The sequence below is a fragment of the Litorimonas sp. WD9-15 genome, from assembly GCF_050271975.1.
Classification (GTDB): Bacteria; Pseudomonadota; Alphaproteobacteria; order Caulobacterales; family Maricaulaceae; genus Litorimonas.
On record NZ_CP189850.1, the window covers coordinates 2,216,495 to 2,240,968 of the forward strand.

General features: G+C 52.9%; 23 protein-coding genes and 4 tRNA genes. 5 read left to right on the top strand and 22 right to left on the bottom strand.

Going from position 1 to position 24,474, the window contains the following annotated elements; all coding sequences use genetic code 11:
* Positions 1-30: 30 nt before the first annotated feature.
* Positions 31-2,139 carry an ATP-dependent DNA helicase RecG gene (gene recG, locus ACP9M6_RS10320; RefSeq protein ID WP_427450838.1) on the top strand — a complete coding sequence of 703 codons (2,109 nt, stop codon included), beginning with the start codon at positions 31-33 and terminating at the stop codon, positions 2,137-2,139.
* On the opposite strand, the gene ACP9M6_RS10325 is transcribed toward recG, so the two are convergent.
* A complete protein-coding gene (locus ACP9M6_RS10325) occupies positions 2,136-2,903 on the bottom strand; it encodes a DUF502 domain-containing protein (protein WP_427450840.1) in 768 nt (255 codons plus the stop codon). The genes recG and ACP9M6_RS10325 overlap by 4 nt on opposite strands.
* Before the next feature lie 92 nt (positions 2,904-2,995).
* On the opposite strand from ACP9M6_RS10325, the gene ACP9M6_RS10330 reads away from it, so the two are divergent.
* Complete coding sequence (locus tag ACP9M6_RS10330) at positions 2,996-4,192, top strand: DUF3089 domain-containing protein (RefSeq protein ID WP_427450841.1); 1,197 nt, start codon at positions 2,996-2,998, stop codon at positions 4,190-4,192.
* Here the strand turns inward: ACP9M6_RS10330 and kdsA are convergent.
* Entirely contained in the window at positions 4,189-5,037 is an 849-nt protein-coding gene (gene kdsA / locus ACP9M6_RS10335) for a 3-deoxy-8-phosphooctulonate synthase (protein ID WP_427450842.1), read from the bottom strand. The genes ACP9M6_RS10330 and kdsA overlap by 4 nt on opposite strands.
* A gap of 97 nt (positions 5,038-5,134) precedes the next feature.
* Here kdsA and ACP9M6_RS10340 point away from each other — a divergent pair, with 97 nt between their 5' ends.
* The 3 genes from ACP9M6_RS10340 to ACP9M6_RS10350 all read left to right on the top strand — a co-directional run bounded on the left by ACP9M6_RS10340 (position 5,135) and on the right by ACP9M6_RS10350 (position 8,476).
* Positions 5,135-6,133 (top strand): cysteine synthase A, encoded by a 999-nt coding sequence (locus tag ACP9M6_RS10340; RefSeq protein WP_427450844.1) that lies wholly within the window; start codon positions 5,135-5,137, stop codon positions 6,131-6,133.
* Positions 6,133-7,290, top strand: a complete 1,158-nt coding sequence (metC, locus tag ACP9M6_RS10345; RefSeq protein ID WP_427450845.1) for a cystathionine beta-lyase — start codon at positions 6,133-6,135, stop codon at positions 7,288-7,290. Before ACP9M6_RS10340 ends, metC begins: the two co-directional genes overlap by 1 nt.
* A 184-nt stretch (positions 7,291-7,474) precedes the next feature.
* Positions 7,475-8,476, top strand: coding sequence for a hypothetical protein (locus ACP9M6_RS10350; protein ID WP_427450847.1), 1,002 nt, complete (start codon positions 7,475-7,477; stop codon positions 8,474-8,476).
* Positions 8,477-8,521: 45 nt separating this feature from the next.
* On the opposite strand, the gene ACP9M6_RS10355 is transcribed toward ACP9M6_RS10350, so the two are convergent.
* The 20 genes from ACP9M6_RS10355 to ACP9M6_RS10450 form a co-directional block, all read right to left on the bottom strand.
* Positions 8,522-8,598 (bottom strand) — tRNA-Arg (locus ACP9M6_RS10355).
* 12 nt (positions 8,599-8,610) lie between these two features.
* Positions 8,611-8,916: an NADH dehydrogenase ubiquinone Fe-S protein 4 gene (locus ACP9M6_RS10360; protein WP_427450849.1), complete on the bottom strand. Its 306-nt coding sequence runs from the start codon at positions 8,914-8,916 to the stop codon at positions 8,611-8,613.
* 47 nt (positions 8,917-8,963) lie between these two features.
* Positions 8,964-10,922 carry an ATP-binding protein gene (locus ACP9M6_RS10365; RefSeq protein ID WP_427450851.1) on the bottom strand — a complete coding sequence of 653 codons (1,959 nt, stop codon included), beginning with the start codon at positions 10,920-10,922 and terminating at the stop codon, positions 8,964-8,966.
* An 85-nt stretch (positions 10,923-11,007) separates the two neighbouring features.
* Positions 11,008-11,084 (bottom strand) — tRNA-Pro (locus ACP9M6_RS10370).
* 62 nt (positions 11,085-11,146) lie between these two features.
* The gene (locus tag ACP9M6_RS10375) at positions 11,147-11,617 is read right to left on the bottom strand and encodes a DUF192 domain-containing protein (RefSeq protein WP_427450853.1); all 471 of its coding nucleotides are present in this window, start codon (positions 11,615-11,617) and stop codon (positions 11,147-11,149) included.
* 79 nt (positions 11,618-11,696) lie between these two features.
* Positions 11,697-11,771, bottom strand: a tRNA-Glu gene (locus tag ACP9M6_RS10380).
* Positions 11,772-11,847: 76 nt separating this feature from the next.
* Entirely contained in the window at positions 11,848-13,620 is a 1,773-nt protein-coding gene (gene recJ / locus ACP9M6_RS10385) for a single-stranded-DNA-specific exonuclease RecJ (protein ID WP_427450855.1), read from the bottom strand.
* A gap of 2 nt (positions 13,621-13,622) precedes the next feature.
* Positions 13,623-14,579, bottom strand: coding sequence for a class II fructose-bisphosphatase (glpX, locus tag ACP9M6_RS10390; RefSeq protein WP_427450857.1), 957 nt, complete (start codon positions 14,577-14,579; stop codon positions 13,623-13,625).
* Positions 14,580-14,654: 75 nt separating this feature from the next.
* A complete protein-coding gene (locus ACP9M6_RS10395) occupies positions 14,655-15,872 on the bottom strand; it encodes an LL-diaminopimelate aminotransferase (RefSeq protein WP_427450858.1) in 1,218 nt (405 codons plus the stop codon).
* Positions 15,872-16,267, bottom strand: a complete 396-nt coding sequence (locus tag ACP9M6_RS10400; protein ID WP_427450860.1) for a hypothetical protein — start codon at positions 16,265-16,267, stop codon at positions 15,872-15,874. Before ACP9M6_RS10400 ends, ACP9M6_RS10395 begins: the two co-directional genes overlap by 1 nt.
* Positions 16,268-16,318: 51 nt before the next feature.
* Positions 16,319-17,356, bottom strand: a complete 1,038-nt coding sequence (gene argC / locus ACP9M6_RS10405) for an N-acetyl-gamma-glutamyl-phosphate reductase (protein ID WP_427450862.1) — start codon at positions 17,354-17,356, stop codon at positions 16,319-16,321.
* 132 nt (positions 17,357-17,488) lie between these two features.
* Positions 17,489-17,992 (bottom strand): 30S ribosomal protein S9, encoded by a 504-nt coding sequence (gene rpsI / locus ACP9M6_RS10410; protein WP_427450864.1) that lies wholly within the window; start codon positions 17,990-17,992, stop codon positions 17,489-17,491.
* A 4-nt stretch (positions 17,993-17,996) separates the two neighbouring features.
* A complete protein-coding gene (rplM, locus tag ACP9M6_RS10415; protein ID WP_427450866.1) occupies positions 17,997-18,467 on the bottom strand; it encodes a 50S ribosomal protein L13 in 471 nt (156 codons plus the stop codon).
* 143 nt (positions 18,468-18,610) lie between these two features.
* Positions 18,611-19,627, bottom strand: coding sequence for a COX15/CtaA family protein (locus tag ACP9M6_RS10420; RefSeq protein ID WP_427450868.1), 1,017 nt, complete (start codon positions 19,625-19,627; stop codon positions 18,611-18,613).
* Between the two features lie 65 nt (positions 19,628-19,692).
* Positions 19,693-20,427, bottom strand: a complete 735-nt coding sequence (locus ACP9M6_RS10425; RefSeq protein ID WP_427450870.1) for a peptidase — start codon at positions 20,425-20,427, stop codon at positions 19,693-19,695.
* A gap of 31 nt (positions 20,428-20,458) precedes the next feature.
* The gene (locus ACP9M6_RS10430; protein ID WP_427450872.1) at positions 20,459-21,259 is read right to left on the bottom strand and encodes a transglutaminase family protein; all 801 of its coding nucleotides are present in this window, start codon (positions 21,257-21,259) and stop codon (positions 20,459-20,461) included.
* A 3-nt stretch (positions 21,260-21,262) separates the two neighbouring features.
* The gene (locus ACP9M6_RS10435; RefSeq protein WP_427450873.1) at positions 21,263-22,207 is read right to left on the bottom strand and encodes an alpha-E domain-containing protein; all 945 of its coding nucleotides are present in this window, start codon (positions 22,205-22,207) and stop codon (positions 21,263-21,265) included.
* 3 nt (positions 22,208-22,210) lie between these two features.
* Positions 22,211-23,608 (bottom strand): circularly permuted type 2 ATP-grasp protein, encoded by a 1,398-nt coding sequence (locus ACP9M6_RS10440; protein ID WP_427454782.1) that lies wholly within the window; start codon positions 23,606-23,608, stop codon positions 22,211-22,213.
* A gap of 144 nt (positions 23,609-23,752) precedes the next feature.
* Positions 23,753-23,829: transfer RNA gene (locus tag ACP9M6_RS10445), tRNA-Pro, on the bottom strand.
* Between the two features lie 67 nt (positions 23,830-23,896).
* Positions 23,897-24,469: a MerR family transcriptional regulator gene (locus ACP9M6_RS10450; protein ID WP_427450875.1), complete on the bottom strand. Its 573-nt coding sequence runs from the start codon at positions 24,467-24,469 to the stop codon at positions 23,897-23,899.
* Between the last annotated feature and the right edge of the window lie 5 nt (positions 24,470-24,474).

Here is a 24,474-nt window from a genome sequence, read left to right on the forward strand (position 1 = left end):
CGGATGAGATTTTCCCGTCATCAGGGCGATATGTCCCGTTCACCCGCCGTCAGACCTGCCGCACTTAACGCCTATTATGCCGATGTGACGTCGCTAAAAGGCGTGGGTGAGAAAACGGCAGAAGCATTGACGCGCGCCATGGGGCCGCGCGTGCGGGATCTTGTCCTGACGCCGCCATCCGGATTAATCGACCGCACGAACCGCCCGACGATTGCGGGCGCATTGGAAGGCGATATCGCGACCTTCGAAGTGACCGTCGGGAAACACATCGCGCCGAATGCCAGAAACCGTCCCTACCGCGTCCGCGTTTTTGACGACACGGGCGACATGACCCTGACATGGTTCAAAGCCTATCCGCAAAGTATGGAAAAGATGATGCCGGAGGGCTCGCGGCGATTGATCTCCGGCAAATGTGAAGTCTTCAATGCCGAGATCCAAATGACGCATCCGGATTACGTCCTGCCCTTGGAAAAAGCGGAGGAGTTGCCGGAGCTGGAGACTCTCTACCCGCTCACAGCAGGATTAGGTCAGAAAGTGGCGCGAAAGTCCGTCAATGCTGGGTTGGATAAAGTGTTGGACGGAGAAGACCTCGGCGACTGGCTCGATCCCGCCTTTAAGGCACAACAGGATTGGCCGGATTATGACGAGGCACTTGCCCTCCTCCATCGTCCGGAACATCCCGTGGATATTAGTCCGGACAGCCCCATCCGCCGCCGTCTCGCTTATGATGAAATCTTTGCCAAGCAACTGGCCATGGCCTTAGTCAGGGAACGACATCGCGGGCTGGGCGGACGGTCACTGAAGTCCGAAGGCAATTATGTCGAGGACGTGTTGAAAGGCGCACCCTTCCCGCCCACGGGTGCGCAAGCACGGAGTTTTGATGAGATCAAATTGGATATGTCCTCACCCGATCGCATGGCGCGTCTGCTCCAAGGGGATGTCGGCGCGGGTAAGACCTTCGTCGCCGCCCTCGCATGCGCCTATGCGGCCGAGGCAGGCGTGCAGACGGCCCTGATGGCACCGACAGAGATATTGGCGCGACAGCACGTTGAGACACTCCGAACCTTTCTCGAACCCGCCGGATTGACCGTGGAAGCCGTCACGGGCCGGGATAAAGGTAAGGCGCGGGAAGCACTGGCGACGGGTATGGCGGAAGGGTATATTGACGTGATTGTCGGCACACACGCCCTGTTCCAAGACAAGGCCGAGTTCAAAAATCTTGGCCTCGTGATTATTGATGAACAACATCGTTTTGGTGTTCGGGACCGTCTGCGCCTGACTGAGAAAGGCCAAGCGACAGACCTCCTCGTGATGACGGCGACACCTATTCCAAGAACACTGGCGCTGACGAGTTACGGCGATTTGGATATTTCAATCTTGGACGAAAAACCCGCAGGCCGCGTCCCGATTGAGACGGCGATCATCCCGCTCGAACGATTGGACAATGTCATCGACGGTGTCGGGCGCGCCTTGAAAGAAAGAAACCAAGTTTATTGGGTTTGCCCTCTTGTCGAAGATAGCGAAGTCCTGAACCTCTCTTCTGTTGAGGATCGGCACCGCCAACTCACGGCAATATTTGGAGAGCGCGTCGGACTGCTCCATGGCCGCCTCTCAGCGCAGGAAAAAGAGGCGATGAGCCAGAGATTTAAGGCGGGCGAATTTGATATTCTTGTCGCGACGACCGTGATTGAGGTCGGCGTGGACGCCCCCAATGCAACCATCATTGTCATAGAACATGCGGAACGGTTTGGCCTCGCGCAGCTTCATCAGCTTCGCGGACGGGTCGGACGATCGGATAAGAAATCCTCCTGTCTCCTCATGTATCAGGGGCCGCTCTCGGTAAATGGGAAAGCCCGTTTGGAAATTATGCGTCAATCCGAAGATGGGTTCCTGATCGCGGAAAAAGACTGGGAGTTACGGGGGTCAGGCGACCTATTGGGATCCGCACAATCGGGTGTCCCGAATTTCAAACTCGCCAATTTGGATCGTCATAAAGACTTGTTGGAAACGGCCACTCAAGACGCGCGGCTGCTCGTACAAAAAGACCCGGGTTTGACTTCACCTAGAGGGCAAGCGGCGCGGACCCTCTTATATTTATTTGAACAGGATTACGGCATCGCGATGATGCGCGCGGGTTAGAGCGAGGGTATCGGAGTCTTATTTTCTTCCGTCTCGTTCATGTCGACACCACCACCCGCGTCCAAAACAGAATCCGGACGGCTTGAGACCATCCCGCCGGAGATAATCATTTTCGCGCCCTCTTCCGGCGTCATATCCAGAATCTTGATGTCGCCTTTCTGTAAAAATAAAAGAAAGCCGGATGTCGGGTTGGGCGTCGTCGGGACAAACACACAAACCATATTATCGCCCAATTCCCGCTTGGCTTCGCCGCCTAGGTCAGCCGTAACAAAACCGAGCGCCCAGACACCTTTTCTCGGATATTCCAGCAGACAAACATCACGAAAAGCACGATCCTTTTGCGCCGCGACCGTCTGAACGATTTGTTTCAGGGCGTTATAGACGGGACTGACAACAGGGACACGGTCCAACAGACTCTCGCCGGACCGAATGAGCGATTTCCCGATAAAATTAGAGGCTATGATCCCTAAGAGGAAAAGCAAGATAATTGATATAATCAATCCTAAGCCGGGGATAGCGAAGCCTAAGTAGGTCTCTGGATTGAGGGAGTCGGGGATGATTTTAAAAACGTTATTATCAACCTTTTGTACAACCCAGCTGACAACAAGAAGGGTCGTGACAATCGGAATGGCGACAACAACGCCTGTGAAAAAACGATTCCTAAGCCATTTCAAAAGTGAAAATTTTGAGACATCATCGGGTTTATAGAAAAAGCCCGACTTAGACAGAGACGGATCAGCGTCCACTTTTGTATCGTCTTTCATGCCATAGCCTTAAATTTCAGTACAAACTCGGCTCCTCGCTACCCCATAGGGGAATGATGGGCTAGGGTACATTTTCATGAACGGGTCATTCTATGTCGAAATCAAGAAATTTTGAGCGCTTACTAAGGGTCATGGCCGCATTGCTCGGTATTGCTTTTGTCCTTCTGATAATCGCCTATCTCTACCGCGATGATATTTTCCAGAGTATTCAAGACCCCGGACAACCGTTTCAAACTTATGAACCACCTATTGCCCCTGTTTACACCGAAGCCGAGAGTTGGTTGGCGCGCCCCGATTTAGGCGAAGACCCCTATACGCTAGAAGCCAAAGGCGATGTCTTTGTGGCTGTGCCGAGCGTCTATCGTGGCGGGGAACATTGGAACCTGCCGTGGCAGGACCGCAAGCGAAATAAAATGAAGAAGATCGTGCGACCTAATTACGTGTCGCCTTATGGTCAGGCGGGGCGGTTATTCGCGCCAAATTACCGCCAAGCCTCCCTCTATGCATTCATGACGAACCGTGAAGACGCGCAGCAGGCTCAGGATTTTGCCTATCAGGATATTAAACGGGCCTTTGAATATTTTCTCGAGAACTCTCCGCCGGAACGACCCATTGTTCTAGTCGGCCATAATCAGGGGGCCTCCCATGTTCAAAGATTACTGATGGACTTTTTTCAGGGCGACCTAAGAGATCGCTTGGCCGTCGCCTATGTCATTGACCACCCCCTGCCGCTAGAATTTTTCAAAGGTCCAATGTCTAATCTCCTTCCTTGCGAGACCCCGGAGCAGACCGGATGCGTGGTAGCCTTTGGGTCTTTTACCTCAAAGGATAAGGTGATCGCTGAACGGTTTTCTGAACGGTTACTGGTTCATAACGGTCAGGATTATGAGGCCATTGCGAACCGTCCGACACTCTGCACCAACCCCCTCCTCTGGACGTCTTCTGAGGATTATGCGCCTCCGCGTTTGCATCTTGGCGGCGTCGCGGCGGAAGGCCTGGACCCGGATATGGATCCCGCACCCATGACCAAACAATCCGGTGCGCAGTGCCAAGGTGGGTTACTCTTAGTAGATATTCCACGAAGTAAGAGCCTGCGCCGTCCCCTGAAAGTCGGAGGTAAGTTTAGAACACTACCGTCCAACCTGTTCTATGAGGATTTGAAACAAGATGCGAAGAGACGGGTTGAGGCCCGCCTAAAATCCGGAGATCTGCCCGAACGCGCAGGCGCAATGTTGGATGATTTCGAGATGGAGGTCGTCGAAGACGCCCCCGTCACAATTCCTGATTAAGACTTCGCTAGATCATCGAAACGTTTGATATCCGTCAGCAGCGTTTCAAACTCATCCATGGGGACCATGTTAGGGCCGTCACTCGGTGCGTTTTCAGGATCGGGATGGGTCTCCATGAATATCGCCGCGACGCCAATGGCTGCGGCTGCCCGTGCGAGCACCGGAACAAATTCGCGTTGACCACCAGATGTACCGCCCTGCCCACCGGGCTGTTGGACGCTGTGCGTGGCATCGAAAACAACGGGTGCGCCAAAGCTCTTCATAATCGGGAGACCGCGGAAATCCGTGACGAGCGTGTTATAGCCAAAACTCGCCCCACGTTCGCAGGCCATGATGTTCGCATTCCCGGCTTCAACCAATTTATTCAGGACATTTTTCATATCCCAAGGTGCGAGAAACTGTCCCTTCTTCACATTTATCACACGACCCGTTTCCGCCGCCGCGACCAAGAGGTCCGTCTGACGACAGAGGAAGGCGGGTATTTGTAGAACGTCGACAATCTCTCCGACGCGTTTCGCCTGTTCCGCCGTGTGTATGTCTGTGACGCAGGGTAGGCCCAATTCAGATTGTATCTCTGCAAATATTGGAAGTGCGCCGTCCAGACCTATACCGCGCGGCGAATGGATACTGGTTCGGTTCGCTTTGTCATAGCTGGATTTATAGATCAGCTGAACACCGACACGCTCAGCAATCCCCTTCAACCGCTCCGCCGTCATCAGGGCATGATCCCGCGACTCCATCGCGCAGGGTCCGGCCAGAATGGTCAGCGTTTGGTCGTTCCCAATTCGGTATGTCCCGCCATCGGGTGTTGGTAATTCAATGAGACTGTTAGGTTTATCGGTCATGGACTGTGCACTATCACGTGACATCGCGAAAACATATGGATTTTGCGCAGTGAGTGCGGCAAACGGTCATCACATTTCCTGACACAGGTGAAGATTGATGAAAGCCCGTTCCGTACTCGACCTTATTGGCAATACGCCTTTGCTCTATTTGAAAGACGCGTCCGAGATGACGGGTTGCGAAATTTACGGCAAAGCCGAGTTTTTAAACCCTGGTCAATCCGTCAAAGACCGTGCCGCCCTCTCAATCATCCGTGCGGCTGAAAAGTCAGGTGCCTTGATGCCCGGCGGCATTGTTGTCGAAGGCACGGCAGGTAATACTGGAATCGGGCTGGCCATGGTCTGTTCCGCGCTCGGCTATCGTTGCAAGATCGTGATGCCCCGCACTCAGAGCCAAGAGAAGAAAGATGCGGTTAAACTCCTCGGGGCGGAATTGATTGAGGTGGATGCGGTTCCCTATGCAAATCCTGGAAACTACATCCATTTCTCTGAACGCCTGGCCAAGGAATTGAACGAGAAAGAGCCAAACACGGCCATCTGGGCGAACCAGTTTGACAACACGGCCAATCGGGATGCGCATATCTGCACAACAGGGCCTGAAATTTGGGACCAGACGGATGGTAAAGTCGATGGCTTTATCTGTGCCGTCGGGTCAGGTGGAACATTGGGCGGTGTGTCCATGGCGTTGAAGGCAAAAAATCCGGATGTACAAATCGGCTTGGCAGATCCTTATGGTTCCAAGATGTTCGCATATTACGATCACGGTGAGTTGGAAACGGAAGGCAACTCGATCACTGAAGGTATTGGTCAGGGCCGGATCACGGCCAACTTGAAAGATATTCAAGTGGACCGCCAATACCGGATTTCAGATACGGAAGCGCTACAGATCATTTTTGAACTCAACCAGCTGGAAGGTATCTGCCTAGGAGGATCATCGGGCATCAATATTGCCGGCGCCATCCACATGGCGCGGGAAATGGGTCCGGGTCACACGATCGTGACCATCCTCTGCGATTACGGGCAGCGTTACCAATCAAAAGTCTATAATCCGGACTTCCTTCGCGAGAAGGGCCTGCCCGTTCCAAACTGGCTCTGCTAATGTCCGCCGACGACCTGCAACTCGAGACAAAATTCACCCATATGGGGCGTCCACCCGCAGGATTGGGTACACCTGTCAGTCACCCTGTTACACGCGCATCCACTCTATTATTTGAGAAAGCCGAAGACCTCTACCGTAGTGATATTCGCGGATATGGACGGCATGGGACTGCGGTCCATGATGCCCTTGCAGACTTATTCACTGAGCTTGAAGGCGGTGTCGGTTCCCTACTCTATCCATCCGGTGTTGCGGCACTAACGGGGCCGATCTTAACGATTGTGAAGCCTGGCGATCATGTCTTGCTAACAGACTCTGCTTACGGGCCAACGCGTTATTTTTGTCAGACATTCCTCAAACGCTACGGCGTAGAGATGGAGCTTTATGATCCGCGTATAGGGTCAGGCATTTCAGATCTTATTCGCGAGAATACGAGCCTCATTCTCCTAGAGAGTCCCGGTTCTCTGACCTTCGAAATACAAGACCTACCCGCTATTGCGAAATCCGCAAAAGCGAAAGGCGTAGCGACCCTTATCGACAATACGTGGTCAGGTGGAATTACGCTGAACCCGCTTCAGTTCGGAATAGACATCTCCGTCCACGCCGCCACCAAATATTTTGGTGGTCATAGCGATGTCATGTATGGTGCGGCCGTTTTCGGGGATGAAGGACTATTCATTCGGGCCAAACTCACAGCCAAACAACTCGGCAATGCGAGTTCACCCGATGATGCCTATCAAATTTTGCGTGGTTTCCGGACCGTCCTGCCACGGTTCCGGCAATCCGAAGCAACGGCGCTGGCATTGGCGGAATGGTTGATGACCCGCGATGAAATTCAAACCGTTCTGCATCCTGCTGTGACAGATCATCCCGATCACGACCTTTGGAAGCGGGACTTTACGGGCGGAGCTTGCTTGTTTGCCTGCGTGTTCAAACCTTTGAACGAGGCTGATGTTCTCAAATTTATTGATAATCTAAAGCTCTTCGGTATCGGCTATTCCTATGGCGGCTTTGAGAGCCTCGCTATTCATTGCGATCCGCAACTCAAACGCAGTCATGCCGACAGATTGGGAGGCCCACTCATCCGTTTTGCCTGTGGCCTTGAAGCCATATCAGATCTGAAAGCCGATATAGAACAGTCTCTTGCATCTGTTTTCTAAGATAATTCGTTTCATTGTCTTTGCCGGGATTCTTTGGGCCGTCATAGTTTTAGGGTCTTGCGCGCCCGCTCGCACAATCCTGCAACAAGCTGACTTATCCCCTGACCCGATTAGAACGCAGACAGTAGACCCGCCGAGTGCGCGAGATTTTGAACAGTTTCAAACATTGCTTTTGGGCCCCTATTTGAAACCAACGCGCTTTGAGGTGGTTGAGCGCGACGTCATCACACCTGACTGGCTTGATAATCGCGCCACAGTCGAGCGCAGAAACTATGCCGTTTCTCACGGGCAAGCCGCTAATCCGTTCGAAATCATTCTCATTACGCCGAATGATCGACCCAATGCGCCTGTCATTATAACGCAGAATTTTTCAAGCAATCGAAGCGTTGTCGCGCGGGACGGCGAATCCCCACTGCCCGGTGAAGCCAGAAGCATGGGACCTTTGGGTTCAATTTTCGGTTATTTCTTTGGTCGATACATCGTCGAACACCCCTATGAAAATATTCTGGATAGAGGTTACGCCGTCGCTGTTATGCATCCGCCCGATTATGTTCCGGACCGCAAGGCGGCAGGTGTCGAAAGATTAAAATCTATTTTTCCGGATGCCGGAGAGAGCCGTCCGGGCGCACTCACGGTTTGGGCTTCACTTACAATTGCACTCGCGGATGAATTGAAAGCTGACGTCCCTGAGCGTTCCATCATTGCCTATGGTCATTCCAGATATGGTAAGACGGCCCTTATCGCGGCAGCGCTCAGCGATAATATTGACTCCGCCGTCTCGCATCAATCCGGCACCGTTGGGGCTTCCATCATGCGAGACAAGACCGGAGAGAGCCTCAAGGATATCGTCACTAGCTACCCCCAATGGGTCACACCGCTCGCCTCGGACTATACAGATGATTATCGAAGTCTGCCTGTCGATGCACCCGCCCTGCTCGCTGCAATCGCTCCCAAACCCATCCTTCTCGGCAACGCCCGACGTGACGTCTGGTCTGATCCCGAAGGCGCTTACCGCGCTGCAAAGATTGCCGCGCCAGTTTGGGGCGCAGATAGTTTTACGGCTGAAAGGTTAGACGACTTTCAACCTGCTGACGATATCGCTTTCTGGATCAGGCCCGGAACACATGGAGTCGTCAAAGAGGACTGGCCAGCCTTCCTCGATTTCCTCGACGCACATTTTAAGTGAAAACGCGCGGGTTAGGCTGGTTGGCGATAACCCGCAGATAAAGAATGGCAGACCCAGTAGGACTCGAACCTACAACCTGCCGCTTAGAAGGCGGCTGCTCTATCCAGTTGAGCTATAGGTCCCCGAAATGGACGTTAATGCGTCCAGGGTAATTTGCGGTCATAATCGAAATTTTCCGAATAGGACCGTGGAATGCGTTTTGACTTTGGTCGGTCAATGACACGATGCGGAATATTGTTGGCCTTGGCATAAGCCACAGCATCTTCCAGCGTATCGAACGGCATTTTAATTTGTTCGCGCGTATCAACATTACGGGTGTTCCCCGTCAATGGATCAATCACACTGCGTTCCGTCGATTGATACTCAAGATACCATTTTTCGGAATTCGCACGACCAGAGGTCATGGCAGAGGGTTGAGCTTTTGATATCTTTGCAAACATGAAAACGCGATAGCGCCACGCCTCGCTCTGGTCAATGCAGTGTTGCGTTAGATATCGCGGTGAAAGGCAGAATTCAGACGCGCTTTCACATCAGCAAGAGTTGATGTCGTTTGCTGCGGCGACCTCTGTCCAGCTTGCGCCATGAGCTTTTCGCGAGCTTGCGCCGCGAGCGTCCCAGTCTGAGGTGCGGGCTGATGAGGCCTTTGCGCAGGGGCTCGGTCAGCGTTACGACGACGCAGGGCTGCACGGGTGTCCTGTACACTCGGCGTGACAGGCGCTGACGTCTGCTGCGGCTTTCCATCCGGGTGCAGACTGCGCGCCCGCCAACGGTTGAAAACTTGTTCCATCATTTGCGGTGTCGCATGATCACGCTGCCACAGTTCTGTAAATTGTGCACTGGAACTATGCGGTCGATATTCAGCCGGCAGATTATCCAGAATGACCCGCATGGGAAGATTGACGGATTCACCGAAAACCATAGTTTCCGCCGTACCGAGTGACGGCAGGAAAGAGAGCAGTTCCGCTGCGCCGTCCGGCACTGCTGCGCGAACGAAATTTTGATCCAATTCATTTGATAACCGCATAGAGAAGATCGTCGAGCATTGCGACAGTGTGGAGGGCTCCAATTCGGACGGACGCTGCGAAACAATGGCGAGAGACACTCCATATTTCCTACCCTCTTTCGCGATTCGCGAAATAATCCGGCGCGTGGAATGGAATCCAAGATTCCGGTCACGGGGAATATATCTATGCGCTTCTTCACACACCAGAAGTATGGGTAACTTCCGTTCCGACCACGTCGCAAGTTCGAAAGCGAGACGGCTGACAACGGAGACGACAATATTTAGGGCCTCCGAAGGAATACCAGAAAAATCGAGGCAAGAAATCGGTTTGTTATTCACGGGGAGACGGAAAATACGGCCCACGATATCTTCAATCGGACGCGGAGAGGCTTGGTTCTTGAAAATGAACGCATAGCGCGGATCGGATGTTAAGGTCGCAATACGGCGCTTTAAGCGCTTATAGGGCGCTAGATTTGAAGCATTCTCGAGCTTGCCCATGGCATGATCGACAAGCTTAGCAACATCACGAATGCGGTAGGGCACAGGACTATCCAGAGAGATATGTGTGGCGCGTTGGAGCTCGCCCTCGATATCATCCAATTTAAGTTGGGTGCTGACGTCACCGCGTTTAAGCGAGCGGTCATAAAGCTGTTTCGCGCGGAGGATAACATCATGCAGGATTTCCTGCTCTTCCCGTGCTTGATCCTCAATATCTGAGCAGAGAAGCTCACAGGTCTCGACAAAATCAAAAATCCAAATCGGCAGATCGAGGGACTCATTATCGATCACCTCCGCCCGATCTCCAAAACTCTTGGAATATTCATTATGCGGGTCGAAAAGAACGACATGACCCTGCGGGTTCGCATTCAGAATAGCCTGCAGAACTAAGGCCACAGTACAGGATTTACCGGAGCCCGTAGAACCAAGAATAGCAAAATGTTTGGACAGCAAATCATCCACGCGCACCTTCGCGACAATAGAATTGTCCTGCTGCAATCGCCCGACTTCGATACAGGCTTCGTTCTCCCGGTTGAAAATCATCGTCAATTCGTCGGGCGACATGTTATAAACCGCCTCACCCAAAACAGGGAAAGACCGGACACCCCGGAAGAATTTTGTCTCGCGCGTTGTCTCATTGGTCGTGATTTCACCCATAATATTGAGCATGGCGAGGCAACCATCACTCATGCCCTCATCATCATCTCCGCCAATTTTGAGAGAGCCGACCATGGCCACAACGATAGATTTGCTCGTCACAATTTTTAGAATCGTACCGATCTGGGCAAGGTTCAGCTGATTATTCCGAATCACAGATTTATTGATGGAGATAACAGCACTACTGGAGCCAACCGTCCGAATGCGCCCGATCTCAACCTGTTTAAACGGAGTTTTTTTCCCCATCGGTGCGTTCTGAACCGAATTACGCGCAGTTTGCATAGCCATCTTTCCCTAAGCCCCAGGAAGAGACTAGCAGAAAGGGCTTATCAAAGCCTTACGGCGTCTTGCGCCAATATAAGGTGAAGATCCGTGGTCGGGGCGGCAAGATTCGAACTTGCGACCCCCTGTTCCCAAAACAGGTGCGCTACCAGGCTGCGCTACGCCCCGAACACGGTGGAGCGCTACTTACCCCGACTGGAATAAAAGGCAAGTGCCAATACGGGTTAAATTCAGTTGTCGAAGAAAGGATGTTCGATTGTATCGCCGGGCCGGATGCCGCGGGCCTTGGACTCTCCGCCCTTGAGCTCAACGACTGCGGCAATAACAGCCTCTGAGGAGGCGCTACGCAGTGTATAGGGCTGATGAGAGTGTTCGATTTTCAAAATTTTACCATTGGATCGCACGAAAAGGATATCCAGCGGAATGGATGTGTTCTTCATCCAGATCGTCGCCACTTTCGGCTCATCGAATTCGAAAATCATGCCTGTATCCGCGTCCATTGATTCGCGGAACATCATACCTCGCGCCTGTTGATCCAGCGTTTTGGCTTCTTCGACCTGGAAATTATGCTCTCCATCCGCCGTCACAATGGTCAGCGGTTGCGGTTCGCCAAAATCAACAACATCATTTTTAGAGGTCTGGGCAAAGGCAGTCCCTGCAATAAACATCAGACCGAGTGTAAATGTAGCAATACGTTTCATGTGGCTGACATACAGCCCTGCGGGGCAGGATGTAAATCTGAAATGCAGGAGAAAACACTGACAGCGGGAAAAAACTGATTGGCAGTCCCTAGGGGAATCGAACCCCTCTTTCCAGGTTGAAAACCTGGCGTCCTAACCGATAGACGAAGGGACCGCATCAGTCAGTGTGGAGCGCGATATAGAGGCGGGTTTCAAACCTTGCAAGAGGCTTTTTACGCAAAAATACCACCTTATGCAGGTGCGAGGTCCATAAGATTGAAATCAATGGAGGTCCGGCCCTGCCAAACATTGGTTTTGAGGCGGCCAATCGCGTGGAAGCGCTGTTCCCCTGCCATAAGGAGGGCTTCATCCAATCCAGATTCGCCCGCTCGGAAGCAAATACCTTTTAGGTTGCCGCCATCTTGGTCGCTCAATGTAAACCGCACATGGTCACCCTTCGTGCGTTGCGCATAAGTTACGGAGAGATCCGCAAAAGCAAAAACGGGTTGTGGATTTCCTGCGCCATATGGTCCGACGGAGTCTATGACCCTCATGAGGTCATCTGTCAGGCTGGATGGACTGAGAACGTAATCAACTTTGCTCGACTCGTTTTCGAGGGCTGTTGTGACGTCTTCCGCAAGGCGTTCACAAATGAAGGTTCGAAATGCGTCAATCTGATCAGGGTCGGCACTCAGACCGCCAGCCATGGCGTGGCCGCCACCCGAGAGGAGTAAGCCCGCCTCTTCCGCCGCTGATATAGCCCGGCCCAAATCCACTCCATTGATAGAGCGTCCCGACCCTTTCGCGATAGGCTCCGCTGCATCGCGGTCAATACCGATAACAATTGCGGGTTTCCGGAATCGGTCTTTCAATCGTCCAGCCACGATACCTATAATACCCGGGTGCCAGTCTTCCATGGCAACAATGATGACGGGCTCTTCGGATTGTGCTTGTGCGGCTTCTAATGCTTCTTCCAGAATCCGGTCCTGCATCTGGCGACGTTTCAAGTTCACGCGGTCCAACTCTGCAGCATAGCCATAGGCCTGTTGCGAATCCTCCGTTGAGAGCAGACGCGCCCCCATCTCTGCGCTGCCAATCCGTCCCCCCGCATTAATCCGAGGGCCGAGAACAAATCCGGCATGATAAGTTGTGTAAGGCGGATAGGCACTTGAGACATCCGCTAATGCCTGAACGCCTATGTTTTCATTAGACGATAAGACCTTAAGCCCCTGCCGGACAAAGGCCCGGTTTACGCCGCGTAGGGGCACGACATCGCACACTGTTCCTAACGCGGTGAGTCCTAGCAAACTCTTTAAATCAACGGTGTTCGTTAGATCTCTAGCCCGGGCTTCACGATGTAGTGCGACAAGCAACATAAAGGTTACGCCCGCTGCCGCCAGATGCCCCTGTTCAGATGTGTCATCCATCCGGTTCGGATTAACGAGTGCGAGTGCGGGTGGGGGCACCTCCCCCATCTGATGATGATCGACAACGATCACGGGCAACTCTATCGCGTCCGCATATTCCAATGCTGAATGCGCCGCCGCCCCGCAATCGAGTGTAATGACGAGGTCCACACCTTCGGCTTTTAATTGGCCAAATGCCGCTTCTGACGGACCGTAGCCTTCCTTCACACGGTCAGGAACGTAGAGGCCGAATTCATAGCCAAGTCCCCTGCCCCAACGGATGAGCTGTGCCGCCGACGTTCCACCGTCCACGTCATAATCAGAGAAAAGTGAAATCCGTTTGCCAGCGATGATGTGATCGAGAATTAGGCCTGCCGCTTTGTCCGCATCCTTCAAAGAAGATGGATCAGGAAGGCTGTTCCGCAATGTCGGCATGAGGAAATTGGCTGTCTCTGACAGCGCAACATCACGCCCCAACAGTAAGGCGGATTGCAAAAGCGGCAGCCCTGACTCTGTGCTATATTCCTCAAGTGCCGAAGGGTCATGCCGCAGACGCCAACGGCGTCCACGAATTGAAGATGTCACGCCAAGGCAGTCCGGGAAATCTGCCTCTGACATCACTAAGCGACGGGGCGCACAGAACGCAGTTTTTGAACGGAGCCGTCAACAGAGTTCATGATAAGCGTATGAGAGTGAACCTTGTCACCGATAAATTTCACGCCGTCGAGAAGCGACCCTTGCGTAACTCCCGTCGCAGAAAAAATCGTCGGGCCGGAAGCGAGGCCTTTGAGATCGTAGATCGTATCAAGATTATCAATCCCGACGCGGCGGGCGCGGCTGACTTCATCATCATTCCGGAATGTCAAACGGCCCAGCATCTGGCCACCAATACAGCGTAACGCTGCCGCCGCGAGAACACCTTCCGGTGCGCCGCCACTGCCGACATACATGTCGATCTGCGTATCGGGATCCGTCGTCGCAATCACGCCTTGGACATCGCCGTCTGTGATGAGGCTGACAGCGGCATCAATATCGCGCAGGGAATCGATGATCTTGCCATGCCGTGCACGGTCCAAAACACAGACCGTGATCTGGTTCGGTTTAACGCCTTTGGCCTTGGCGAGTTTTTTGACATTGTCAGCGGCGGACGCATCAATATCTAATATGCCCGCCGGATAGCCCGGCCCGCAGGCGATCTTGTCCATATAGGTGTCCGGCGCGTAGAGGAGCCCGCCCTTTGGCGCAAAAGCCATGACAGCCAAGGCATTGGCCATAGCCTTGGCGGTTAGAGTCGTACCTTCCAGTGGATCAAGCGCGATGTCGATTTCAGGGCCTTTGCCCTTGCCGACTTCCTCGCCAATATAGAGCATGGGCGCTTCGTCGCGCTCGCCCTCACCAATCACAATTCGACCGCGAATATCCATATTATTCAGGGCCTTGCGCATTGCGTCTACCGCAGCCTGATCCGCAGCTTTCTCGTCACCTCGCCCAACAAGCGCTGTCGCCGCAATCGCAGCTTTTTCCGTGACCAATGCCGCCTGCAGCGCGAGCGCTGCGTTAAAACCAATTTTACTCATTCGAGGACCCCATTCAGTCAATATTTTGAGCCTGCCGTTAACATGCCGGATAATAAAAGTACGATTATTCTAAGTCTATTCTGCGGCGAGGATATCAGTTGAAGCCAACAGACTTTTGATATTCCGAGCCGCCTGTCTAATGCGTTGCTCATTTTCGACGAGTGCAATCCGAACATAGCCTTCACCATGCTCGCCAAATCCGTTTCCGGGTGAGACCGCTACATTCGCTTTTTCCATCAGCATTTTACAGAATTCGACAGAGCCAAGATGCGCGAATTTTGACGGAAGTGGTGCCCAGGCAAACATGGAGGCTTCCGGCACCGGAATATCCCATCCCGCACGGCCAAAACTGTCAACAAGGACATCACGGCGGGCTTTATAGATATCGCGCGCATCCTGCACGACATCCTGCGGACCATCTAAGGCGGCGCAAGTGGCGACTTGAATGGGTGTAAAAGCCCCGTAATCCAGATAAGATTTCACACGGGTTAAGGCCGCAATAAGGCGACGGTTTCCAACAGCAAAGCCCATGCGCCAACCTGCCATAGAATAGGTCTTGGACATAGAAATTGTCTCAATACACATGATGTCCTCGGGGTCGACGACTTCGAATATGGACGGCGGTGGATCGCTGAAATAGATTTCGGAGTAGGCGAGATCTGACAGGATAATGATATCATGTGCCTTTGCAATCGCGACGATCTCATCGTAGAAAGTCTTATCCGCGACCATCCCCGTTGGGTTGGACGGGAAGCAGACGACAATCGCCATGGGCGGCTTGTCTGCTTTTGCGAGCGCGTCTTTCACGCCGACCAAATATTCCTCCGCCGTAATGGCAGGAATGCCCTGAATTTTTGCCCCTGCAATGATGAAACCGTAAGCATGTAGCGGATAGGACGGATCGGGGGCATAAATCACGTCACCCGGTGCCGTGATGGCTTGCGCGAGGTTTGCGAACCCTTCCTTCGAGCCAATCGTGGCAATAATTTGATCTTCCGGATCAAGTTCAACATCGAACCGACGCGCGTAATAACGGGAGCAAGCTTGACGCAAGCCCTTGATACCCCGTGAGGCAGAATAGCCGGTCACGCGCGGTTTTTGCACCGTCTCAATGAGCTTATCGATCACATGTTTAGGTGTGGGCAGATCGGGATTGCCAAAACCAAAGTCGATAATATCCTGACCCTCAGCGCGAAGCTGCGCTTTCAGCTTATTGACCTCGGCAAAAACATAAGGTGGCAGGCGTTGAATGCGGTAGAATTCGTCCGTTGGAATGTCCGGATTGGTTTGCATCAGTTTCGTCTTCGTCTTGTATCTACTTCGGGGAAATCTGTTTCAGTCGCAGGATCATCGTCTTTATAGGCCTGCGCTTTATCTTTCAGCGCATTATAGCGGTCTTCGATATCCTTTTCCGAAAGAACCGGCTCTGGCTCCGCTTTGTCAGAGAGGTCGCGTAATCTCTGTAAGGCTATGGCGTCCTTATCCCATTGCGCGCCGGACCGAACATCTTGTGGCAGCACAGGCGCATCAACCGGTCGTGGATAGGAGCGTTCTATATTCGCGGCGTCTTCGCTAAATTCAGGGGATTTGATAACATCGAGATTGGGCATTTTCACAGTCTGACAGGCGGAAATAGATAGTACCGCCGTAAGCAAGACGATTCGGGTAGATGTGAAAACCTGTTTCATGTGAGCCTTATGAGACAAACCTCTGCGAGGGTCACCCTAATTATCGGACATTTATGGGAAGACGCCAACACCCGTCAGGCCGATTGTCTCATCCCAACCTTGTACAAGATTATAATTCTGAATGGCCTGGCCGGATGAGCCTTTGGTGAGGTTATCAATCACGGAGACAATCACCGCAGAATGAGGTGTACGATCCGCAAAGACACCAATCTGGCAATAATTACTGCCGCGCACATGGCGGGTTTGCGGGACTTGGCCTTCCGGCAGAACCTGAACAAAAGCACTGTCCGCATAACGAACAAGATAGGTTTTCCGTAGGTCCGATATGTCAGTGCCATCTTTCAAATTCACATGACACGTCGCGATCATCCCGCGATTCATCGGAACAAGATGAGGTGTAAAGCGGACCTTGGCATCTTTGCCCGCAAATTGCGCAATCGCCTGATCCATTTCGGGGGCATGGCGGTGATTACCGATACCATAGGCCTGTGCGCCGTCCGTTGTCTCGGAATAGGCAAAAGCGAGTGTCGCCTTCCGCCCGGCTCCCGTCACGCCAGTTTTAGCATCAATGATAATATTGGCTGGGTCTATTAGACCTGCTTCAAGACCAGGTACGAGCGCCAATATAGAACAAGTCGGATAGCAACCCGGACAGGCGACGAGTTTTGCGCCGCGCAGATCATCCTTCGCAAACTCGCTCAGCCCGTAGACCCGTTCGCCCAAAAGTTCAGTGAATTCATGGGGTCGCCCGTAAGTGCTCTCGTAAAGCTTGGGATCAGCGAGACGAAAATCAGCAGAGAGATCAATGACCGTTTCAACGCGGTCGTAAATCTTCGCAATCGTTTCCTGACTGGCACCATGCGGGAGGCAGGCAAAAACGACATCAATGTCATCCCAATTCACTTCGTCTGCTGTCATAAGATCCGGCAGGTCCTGCCCGATGAAATTGGGGAATACATCCGCATAATCCTCGCCTGCACGACTATACGCCGTCAGTGCAACAAGGTTGAGTTTGGGGTGACCGAGGATGAGTCGCACGGCTTCCGCGCCCGTATATCCGGACGCTCCGAGAACAGCTGCATTTTTCATAACTCATACCCCAACAAAAAAGGCGTCTCGGGAAACCCGAAACGCCTGAATAGTAATTCCTGTAAAAAAGAGTCTAACGTTTCGAGAACTCGAAACGCAATAGCGACTCTTTCCTTGAATACTGTCCTGAGATTAGCGTTTCGAGAACTGGAAGCTCTTACGCGCCTTGGCACGACCGTATTTCTTACGCTCCACAACACGCGAGTCGCGGGTGATAAAGCCGGCGGCTTTGAGGGGCGGACGCAAGGCCGGCTCGTAATATGTCAGCGCTTTTGTAATGCCGTGACGGACAGCACCGGCTTGACCTGAGAGACCGCCGCCTTTGACAGTCGCAACAACGTCGTAAGAATCGACGCGATCAGCAACTTGAAAAGCCTGAGCAATGATGAGACGCAGAACGGGACGCGCGAAATACACTTCCTGATCGCGGCCATTGACAGTGATCTTACCGTTGCCGGGCTTGATCCAAACACGGGCGACAGAGTTTTTCCGCTTGCCAGTCGCGTAAGAGCGACCGTGCTCGTCAATTTTTGGATCAGGCAATGTTGCCGGATCAATTGCGGCGGCTTCTGTGCCAACGGTTCCGTCAACAACGTCTTTCAAGTCTGCGAGAGACTGTGCAGTTTGTTCAGCCATGTTCTTAACCTCGCTTCACGTTCTTTTCAGACAGGGATTTGAAATCCACAGTCTCGGGCTTCAGGTTTTCATGCGGGTGATCGGCACCAGCATAAACACGGAGATTGGAGAGCTGCTTACGCGCCAACGGGCTCTCTTTCGGGAGCATACGCTGAACGGCTTTGCGCATCACGCGGTCGGGGAAACGTCCGTCGAGCACTTTGGCCGCTGTCGTTTCCTTGATACCGCCAACATAACCTGTGTGACGGTAATAGACCTTGTCTTTACGCTTATTGCCCGTGAAGTGGACCTTATCCGCATTGATGATGATGACGTTGTCACCGCAATCCATATGCGGTGTGTAGTCGGGGCGATGCTTTCCGCGCAGACGCAAAGCAACAAATGATGCCAGACGTCCGACGACAGCATCTTCCGCGTCGATCAAGATCCATTTCTTCTCAATCTCGGCGGTTTTCAGAAACTTTGTCGTTTTCATGATAAACCTTAAACAATGAGCGGCCCAGACGTGGACCGCTTTTCGATGGCGCTACCTACGGAGAGAGAACCAAGCCGTCAACAGTAGAAACCACCCACCTATTGAAGAATAAGCAATAAAATCAATAGTTTAAAAATTCGGTATTATTTTACCGCACTTCTGGACCGCCACATCAAGTTCAGCGCGGCAATGAAGACGAGGATGGAGGAGAATTGATGCAGTAATGACAGATTTAAAGGCGCAACAGCCAGTAACGTCCATATCCCCAGAAAGACCTGCCATAGTAAAAGCATCATTAGCATGATCGCTGCGGGCTTCATCGCGGATTTCTTACGAACACTCCAGATCACCCAGGCCGCAAAGATCAGAATGATATAGGCGAGCGTCCGGTGATTGAACTGAATGGCTGCCGGATTCTCGAAAATGTTGCGCCAGAACGGAGATTGCACGCCGTAACCTGACGGAATGAAATCGCCATCCATAAGCGGCCATTCATTATAGGTTCGACCGGAATGCGTTCCCGCCATAAAAGCCCCAGCAACAATCTGAATATAAATCAGAGCCGCAAGCAGAGCCGACCGCTTCACGCCAAAAGCATGCCGCATGGGAGCCCAGCCACTGCGCGCGCGTTTCCAAACCCAATAAAGCGCACCGAGGATGACAAAGGCTATGCCGAGATGTGTGGCGAGACGATATTGGCTCACATTGACCATACCTTCTTGTAGGCCGCTATGGACCATCCACCACCCAATGCCGCCTTGGACACCAATCAGGGCGGCAATGCCAAAGAACTTCCGACGTTTGCCTACGGGTAGGTATCCCTTAATCCAAAAATAAATCATGGGCAGGACAAAGGCGAGGCCGATAAAGCGCCCGAGTTGTCGATGGCCCCATTCCCAGAAATAGATGAACTTAAAACCTTCCAGATCCATATCCGGATGCTCAGCTTCAAATTCGGGGATTTGCTTGTATTTCTCGAATTCAGACAGCCAAGCCTCTGTCGAGAGCGGCGGAAGTGCGCCACGGATCGGAGCCCATTCCGTGATGGACAAACCAGAATTTGTCAGGCGAGTCGCTCCGCCCACCACAATCATAACTGTTACAAGAAACAGCATGAACAAGAGCCAATAATCGACTGATTTGATACGTCCGCGTGTCATGGGCGCTCATATAATGTCTTATTTCAGAGAGTCGACGCGTCATTTCATCATCACGCGAATATTGGCTAATCGAATGAAAATTCGGGCAATTCTAGGAAAGCCTCTTTCAGCGCGTCGCCCCACCCATTGGACACCTGAAGGAAATAGGGATCGTCGGCTTCAATGCGCCCCTGCTTTTCCAGTTTGAAACTGTCAGTTTCGTAAATCTGATAATCCAACGGCAGGCCGACGGACAAGTTGGCTTTTATAGTTGAATCAAAGGATACGAGCAGCAGTTTCATCGCTGCCTTGTGGCTCATTTCCGGATCATAGGCCCGCACGAGGATCGGCTTGCCATATTTGTTTTCGCCGATTTGGAAAAACGGATTATCCGCACTGGCCTCAATAAAATTCCCTTCGGGATAGACGAGGAAGAGGCGCGGCGTCATGCCTTTAATCTGTCCGCCCACAATGACCGTCGCGTTAAAGGCGGAACTGGCCTCCTGCCCGCTTCCCGCATTGGATTGGATAACCTCGCGCAAGGTATCCCCGACCAGACGCGCGACCTGAAACATGGTCGGGGCTTTGAGGATCGAAGGATCGCGCTTCTTCGGCTTGACGGACCGCTCGGAGAGCAGGCTGATCAAAGACTGGGTCGTTGCAAGGTTGCCCGCCGTCATGATTGTAATGACGCGGTCTCCATCGACCGTCCATGTGTGCATCTTCTTCACGGACGCAATATCATCGACGCCCGCATTTGTGCGGGTATCGGACATGAAAACGATACCGGAATTGAGGGTCATACCCACGCAATAGGTCATTCGGCTCTTATCTTTTCAGTTTGCGGGCGGATTATTGTTGCTGCTGGACTTGAATGTCGACTTTCATCGATTCGCCAGCGCCGCCAATCGTCAGGCCGGAAATAGGCGCGGCCTGATTATAATCAAGCCCCACGGCCAGTCGCACATAACGATTATCCGGCGATATGCCGTTGGAGATATCAAAGCCTGTCCAGCCGAGATCCTCTATCCAGACCTCCGCCCAGGCATGCATGGCGTCCTGATCCACGCGATCGTCCATATGCAAATACCCGCTAATGTAGCGCGCGGGATGCCCCGCCCGTCGGCAGGCGGAGATAAAGATATGGGCGTGGTCCTGACACACACCCTGCCCGAGCGTCATGGCATCTTCCGCCGTTGTGGACGCGCCTGTCATACCCGTCACATAGGTGACGGAGCCGAGAATATCCGCCGAGAGCGCGTGGAAGTGCGAGACGTCATTGGACCCGTTTATGGTATGCGCCAGATTTTCGATTTTCTCACCGCTCCGCGTCAGGGGCGTTTCGCGTAAATAGAGCCAGAGCGGAGATCTGCCTTTATGAGACTGGGAGACAGACGCTCCCTCCCCGACATCGATCAAGCCTCTGGAGGATATGACGAGCTTATTCGACGATGGATCCAGACTGACCAGTTTGGTCGTATTGCCATGTTCATCCTCGAACCCCGCCTGAATCTCGGCCCCTTCAATCTCCAGATACCAGTCCAGAACGGTCTGTCCCACGCCTGATTTCGGTGACAACCTTATCTGCTGAAGGCCATAAGCGGGTGGCGTGTCGAAATTATATTCCGTTCGGTGTGAGACGTTCAATCTCACGCGCTACGCCACGAACTTGAAGTCGCGTTCGATCTGCGCGGCCAAGTCTCCGTTTTTAGATAGAAACTTTGCGATGAACTCATGCAAACCGGTTTCGAAAATGTCTTCAACCGTCGTGCTTTTCAAATCGCCCAGAAATCCGGATGCGAGGACACTGGCATCGGAGGTCTGGTCATATTCGCGGTCGAGATATCCAAGGGTTGAGACAAGCTCGCTGACGCTGAACACGAGAGATTGCGGCAGGCATTTATCGAGGATGAGGAAATGCGCGATGCCCTTTGGCGTAATCTCGTCACGGTGATGCCACCGATAGGATTGTTCCGCAGACACAGACCTGAGAATGGTTTCCCATTGCTGATTATCCAACGGACTGCCGACATCGGTCACAGCGGGCAGCAAGATGTAATATTTCACATCCAGAATGCGGGCCGTATTATCCGCGCGCTCGACGAAAGTCCCCAGTCGCGCGAAGTCATAGATATCATTGCGTAGCATCGTACCGTGCAGCGCGCCCTGCACCTGTGTACTCTGTCGTCGGATGAGGCCAAGGACATCGGGCAGGTTCTTCTTTTCGATGGGGGCTTTCAAAATATCGGAGAGCATGATCCAGGATTCATTCACGGCCTCCCAGACGTCGCGCGTGAGGGCCGTGCGGCTGGCGCGGGCATTGTTACGGGCGGATTTCATGACCGAGATCACGCTGGACGGATTGTCAGAATCCCGCAGCAGGAAGTCGATGACTTTGCCGCTCTCATAATCCTCGTCATGTGCCGCCTCATAGCGTTGCTGCGCACCCGTCGTCGCGATGACGGAGGCCCATTCGGAATTGGCGGATTGCGATTGGGTCAGCGTAATCCGGAAGGCCGCGTCTATGAGACGGGCAAGGTTTTTGCTCCGCTCGAGATAGCGGAACATCCAGAAGAGGCTGCCGGCTGTTTTTCCTAACATATCCTACGCCTCCAGAACCCAGGTGTCCTTGGTTCCGCCCCCCTGACTTGAATTCACGACGAGTGACCCCTTCTCCATCGCGACACGTGTCAGCCCGCCGGGCGTAATATTCACGCCATTCGCCCCGACGAGGACGTAGGGCCGGAGATCAACATGGCGCGGGGAAAGCCCTGACTTCACAAAGACGGGCGTTGTCGAAAGCGCGAGTGTTGGCTGCGCAATATATTTGGCAGGATTATCGATCAGTTTCGCGCGGAAATCCGCCAGCTCTTTCTTGCTAGCGGCCGGGCCGATCAACATGCCATATCCGCCGGAGCCGTGGACTTCCTTTACAACCAAATCATGGAGATTATCCAATACATAAGTGAGCGAATCCGGTTCTGAACAGCGCCATGTCTCGACATTTTTGAGCAGTGCTTCCTTGCCCGTGTAATATTTTACGATATCCGGCATGTAGGAATAGATGGCCTTGTCATCGGCGATCCCTGCCCCCGGTGCATTGGCAATCGTAATGCCGCCTGACCGGTAGATATCGAAAATACCCGGCACACCGAGCATGGAGTCAGGATTGAAATTGAGCGGGTCCAGATATTCATCATCGACACGGCGGTAAATCACATCAATCGGGTCATAACCCCGCGTGGTGCGCATGCAGACGCGGCCATTCTCGATCTTCAGATCATGACCCTCGACCAGTTCCGCGCCCATTTGATCAGCCAGAAAAGCGTGTTCAAAATAGGCGGAGTTATGGATGCCGGGTGTCAGGACGGCGAGCGTCGGCTTACCCGTACAGGCATCAGGCGCGCAGCTGGATAAAGATTTGCGCAGGACATGCGGATAATCGCTGACGCGCCTGACGCGGTTTTCGGCGAAAACATCCGGAAACATTTTGAGCATCGTCTCGCGGTTTTCCAACATATAGGAAACGCCGGATGGCGTCCGCGCATTATCCTCCAGAACATAAAACTCGTTCTTGGCCGTCCGCACCAGATCGACGCCGACAATGTGGGTGTAAATTCCACCCGGCGGTTTCACACCGATCATTTTCTGCAAAAAGGCTTCATTATTTGCGACAAGATGAGCAGGCAGAATGCCGTCTTTGATGACGTTCTGTTCGTGATAGATATCGTGAAGGAAGAGATTGAGCGCTTCGACGCGCTGCTCGATTCCCTTGGTCAGTTCGTCCCATTCATCGGCCGCGATGATACGGGGAATGATATCGAAGGGTATCAGGCGCTCCTCGGCGTCTTTCTTGCCATATACGTTGAATGTAATACCGGTTCGCCGGAATACGGCTTCCGCTTCCCGCATTTTCTTTTGCAAGCTCTTCGAGTTTTGCGCGGCATACCATTTATAATACCGCTCATAAGCCTCGTGCGGGACAGCCTCATCGGCAAACATTTCATCATAGAATTTCAAAAGATACCTCCAGCATCCATAGAAGCGGGGATAGGGAGGCACTTCAAGGGCTTGAAGACATTCGTCTAACTTATTCTATTCCAGCACAGAATTTGGACATGGCTTGAGCGTTCGGGAGAGAAGAGATGGTCGGAGTAGCAGGATTCGAACCTGCGACCCCACGCCCCCCAGGCGTGTGCGCTACCGGACTGCGCCATACTCCGCCGTCCATCTCTAGGCGCGGGCTATAGAAGCCTAATGCGAGTTTCGCAAGACGGGATGTAAGGGATTTTAGGCTTCGTCAGGTCCGTCGCGGAATGCGCCCCATTTTGATTTAAGGGACTCGAGTTGGGCCAGCGCGTCTTGCAATCCGGATTTATCGACAGGCGCAGGTGGTGGTGTAGGTTGAGGCGCCGGAGCCGTCGGTATGGATTGAACGACGGATGTAGCAATTTCGGGTTTAGCAATTGGTGTCGTCGCTCTCGGTTGCGTTTGAATAACGGACTCTACCGACTTGATCCGGTCCGGCAATAAATCCGTATCCGCAACAGGACGCTCCCGCGCAGCTTTCTCAACAGACCGCCCTAGCTCTGCGATACGAGCCGCCCCTTTTTTCTGAATGAGCTTTTGAACATCTTTGATGGGATGTTTCTCATCATGAAGGAGTGTTTTTATCCCGCGCAAAAACTCAATATCGTCGGGGCGATAGAAACGCCTTCCGCCACCGCGTTTGATCGGTTTAATTTGCGAAAACTTTGATTCCCAAAACCGCAGGACGTGAGGTTGCAGCCCCAACTCGTCTCCGGCCTCACTTATCGTTCGAAAGGCCCGTGTGGTTTTTGCCGCTGTTTTAGTCTGGCTCATGCTTG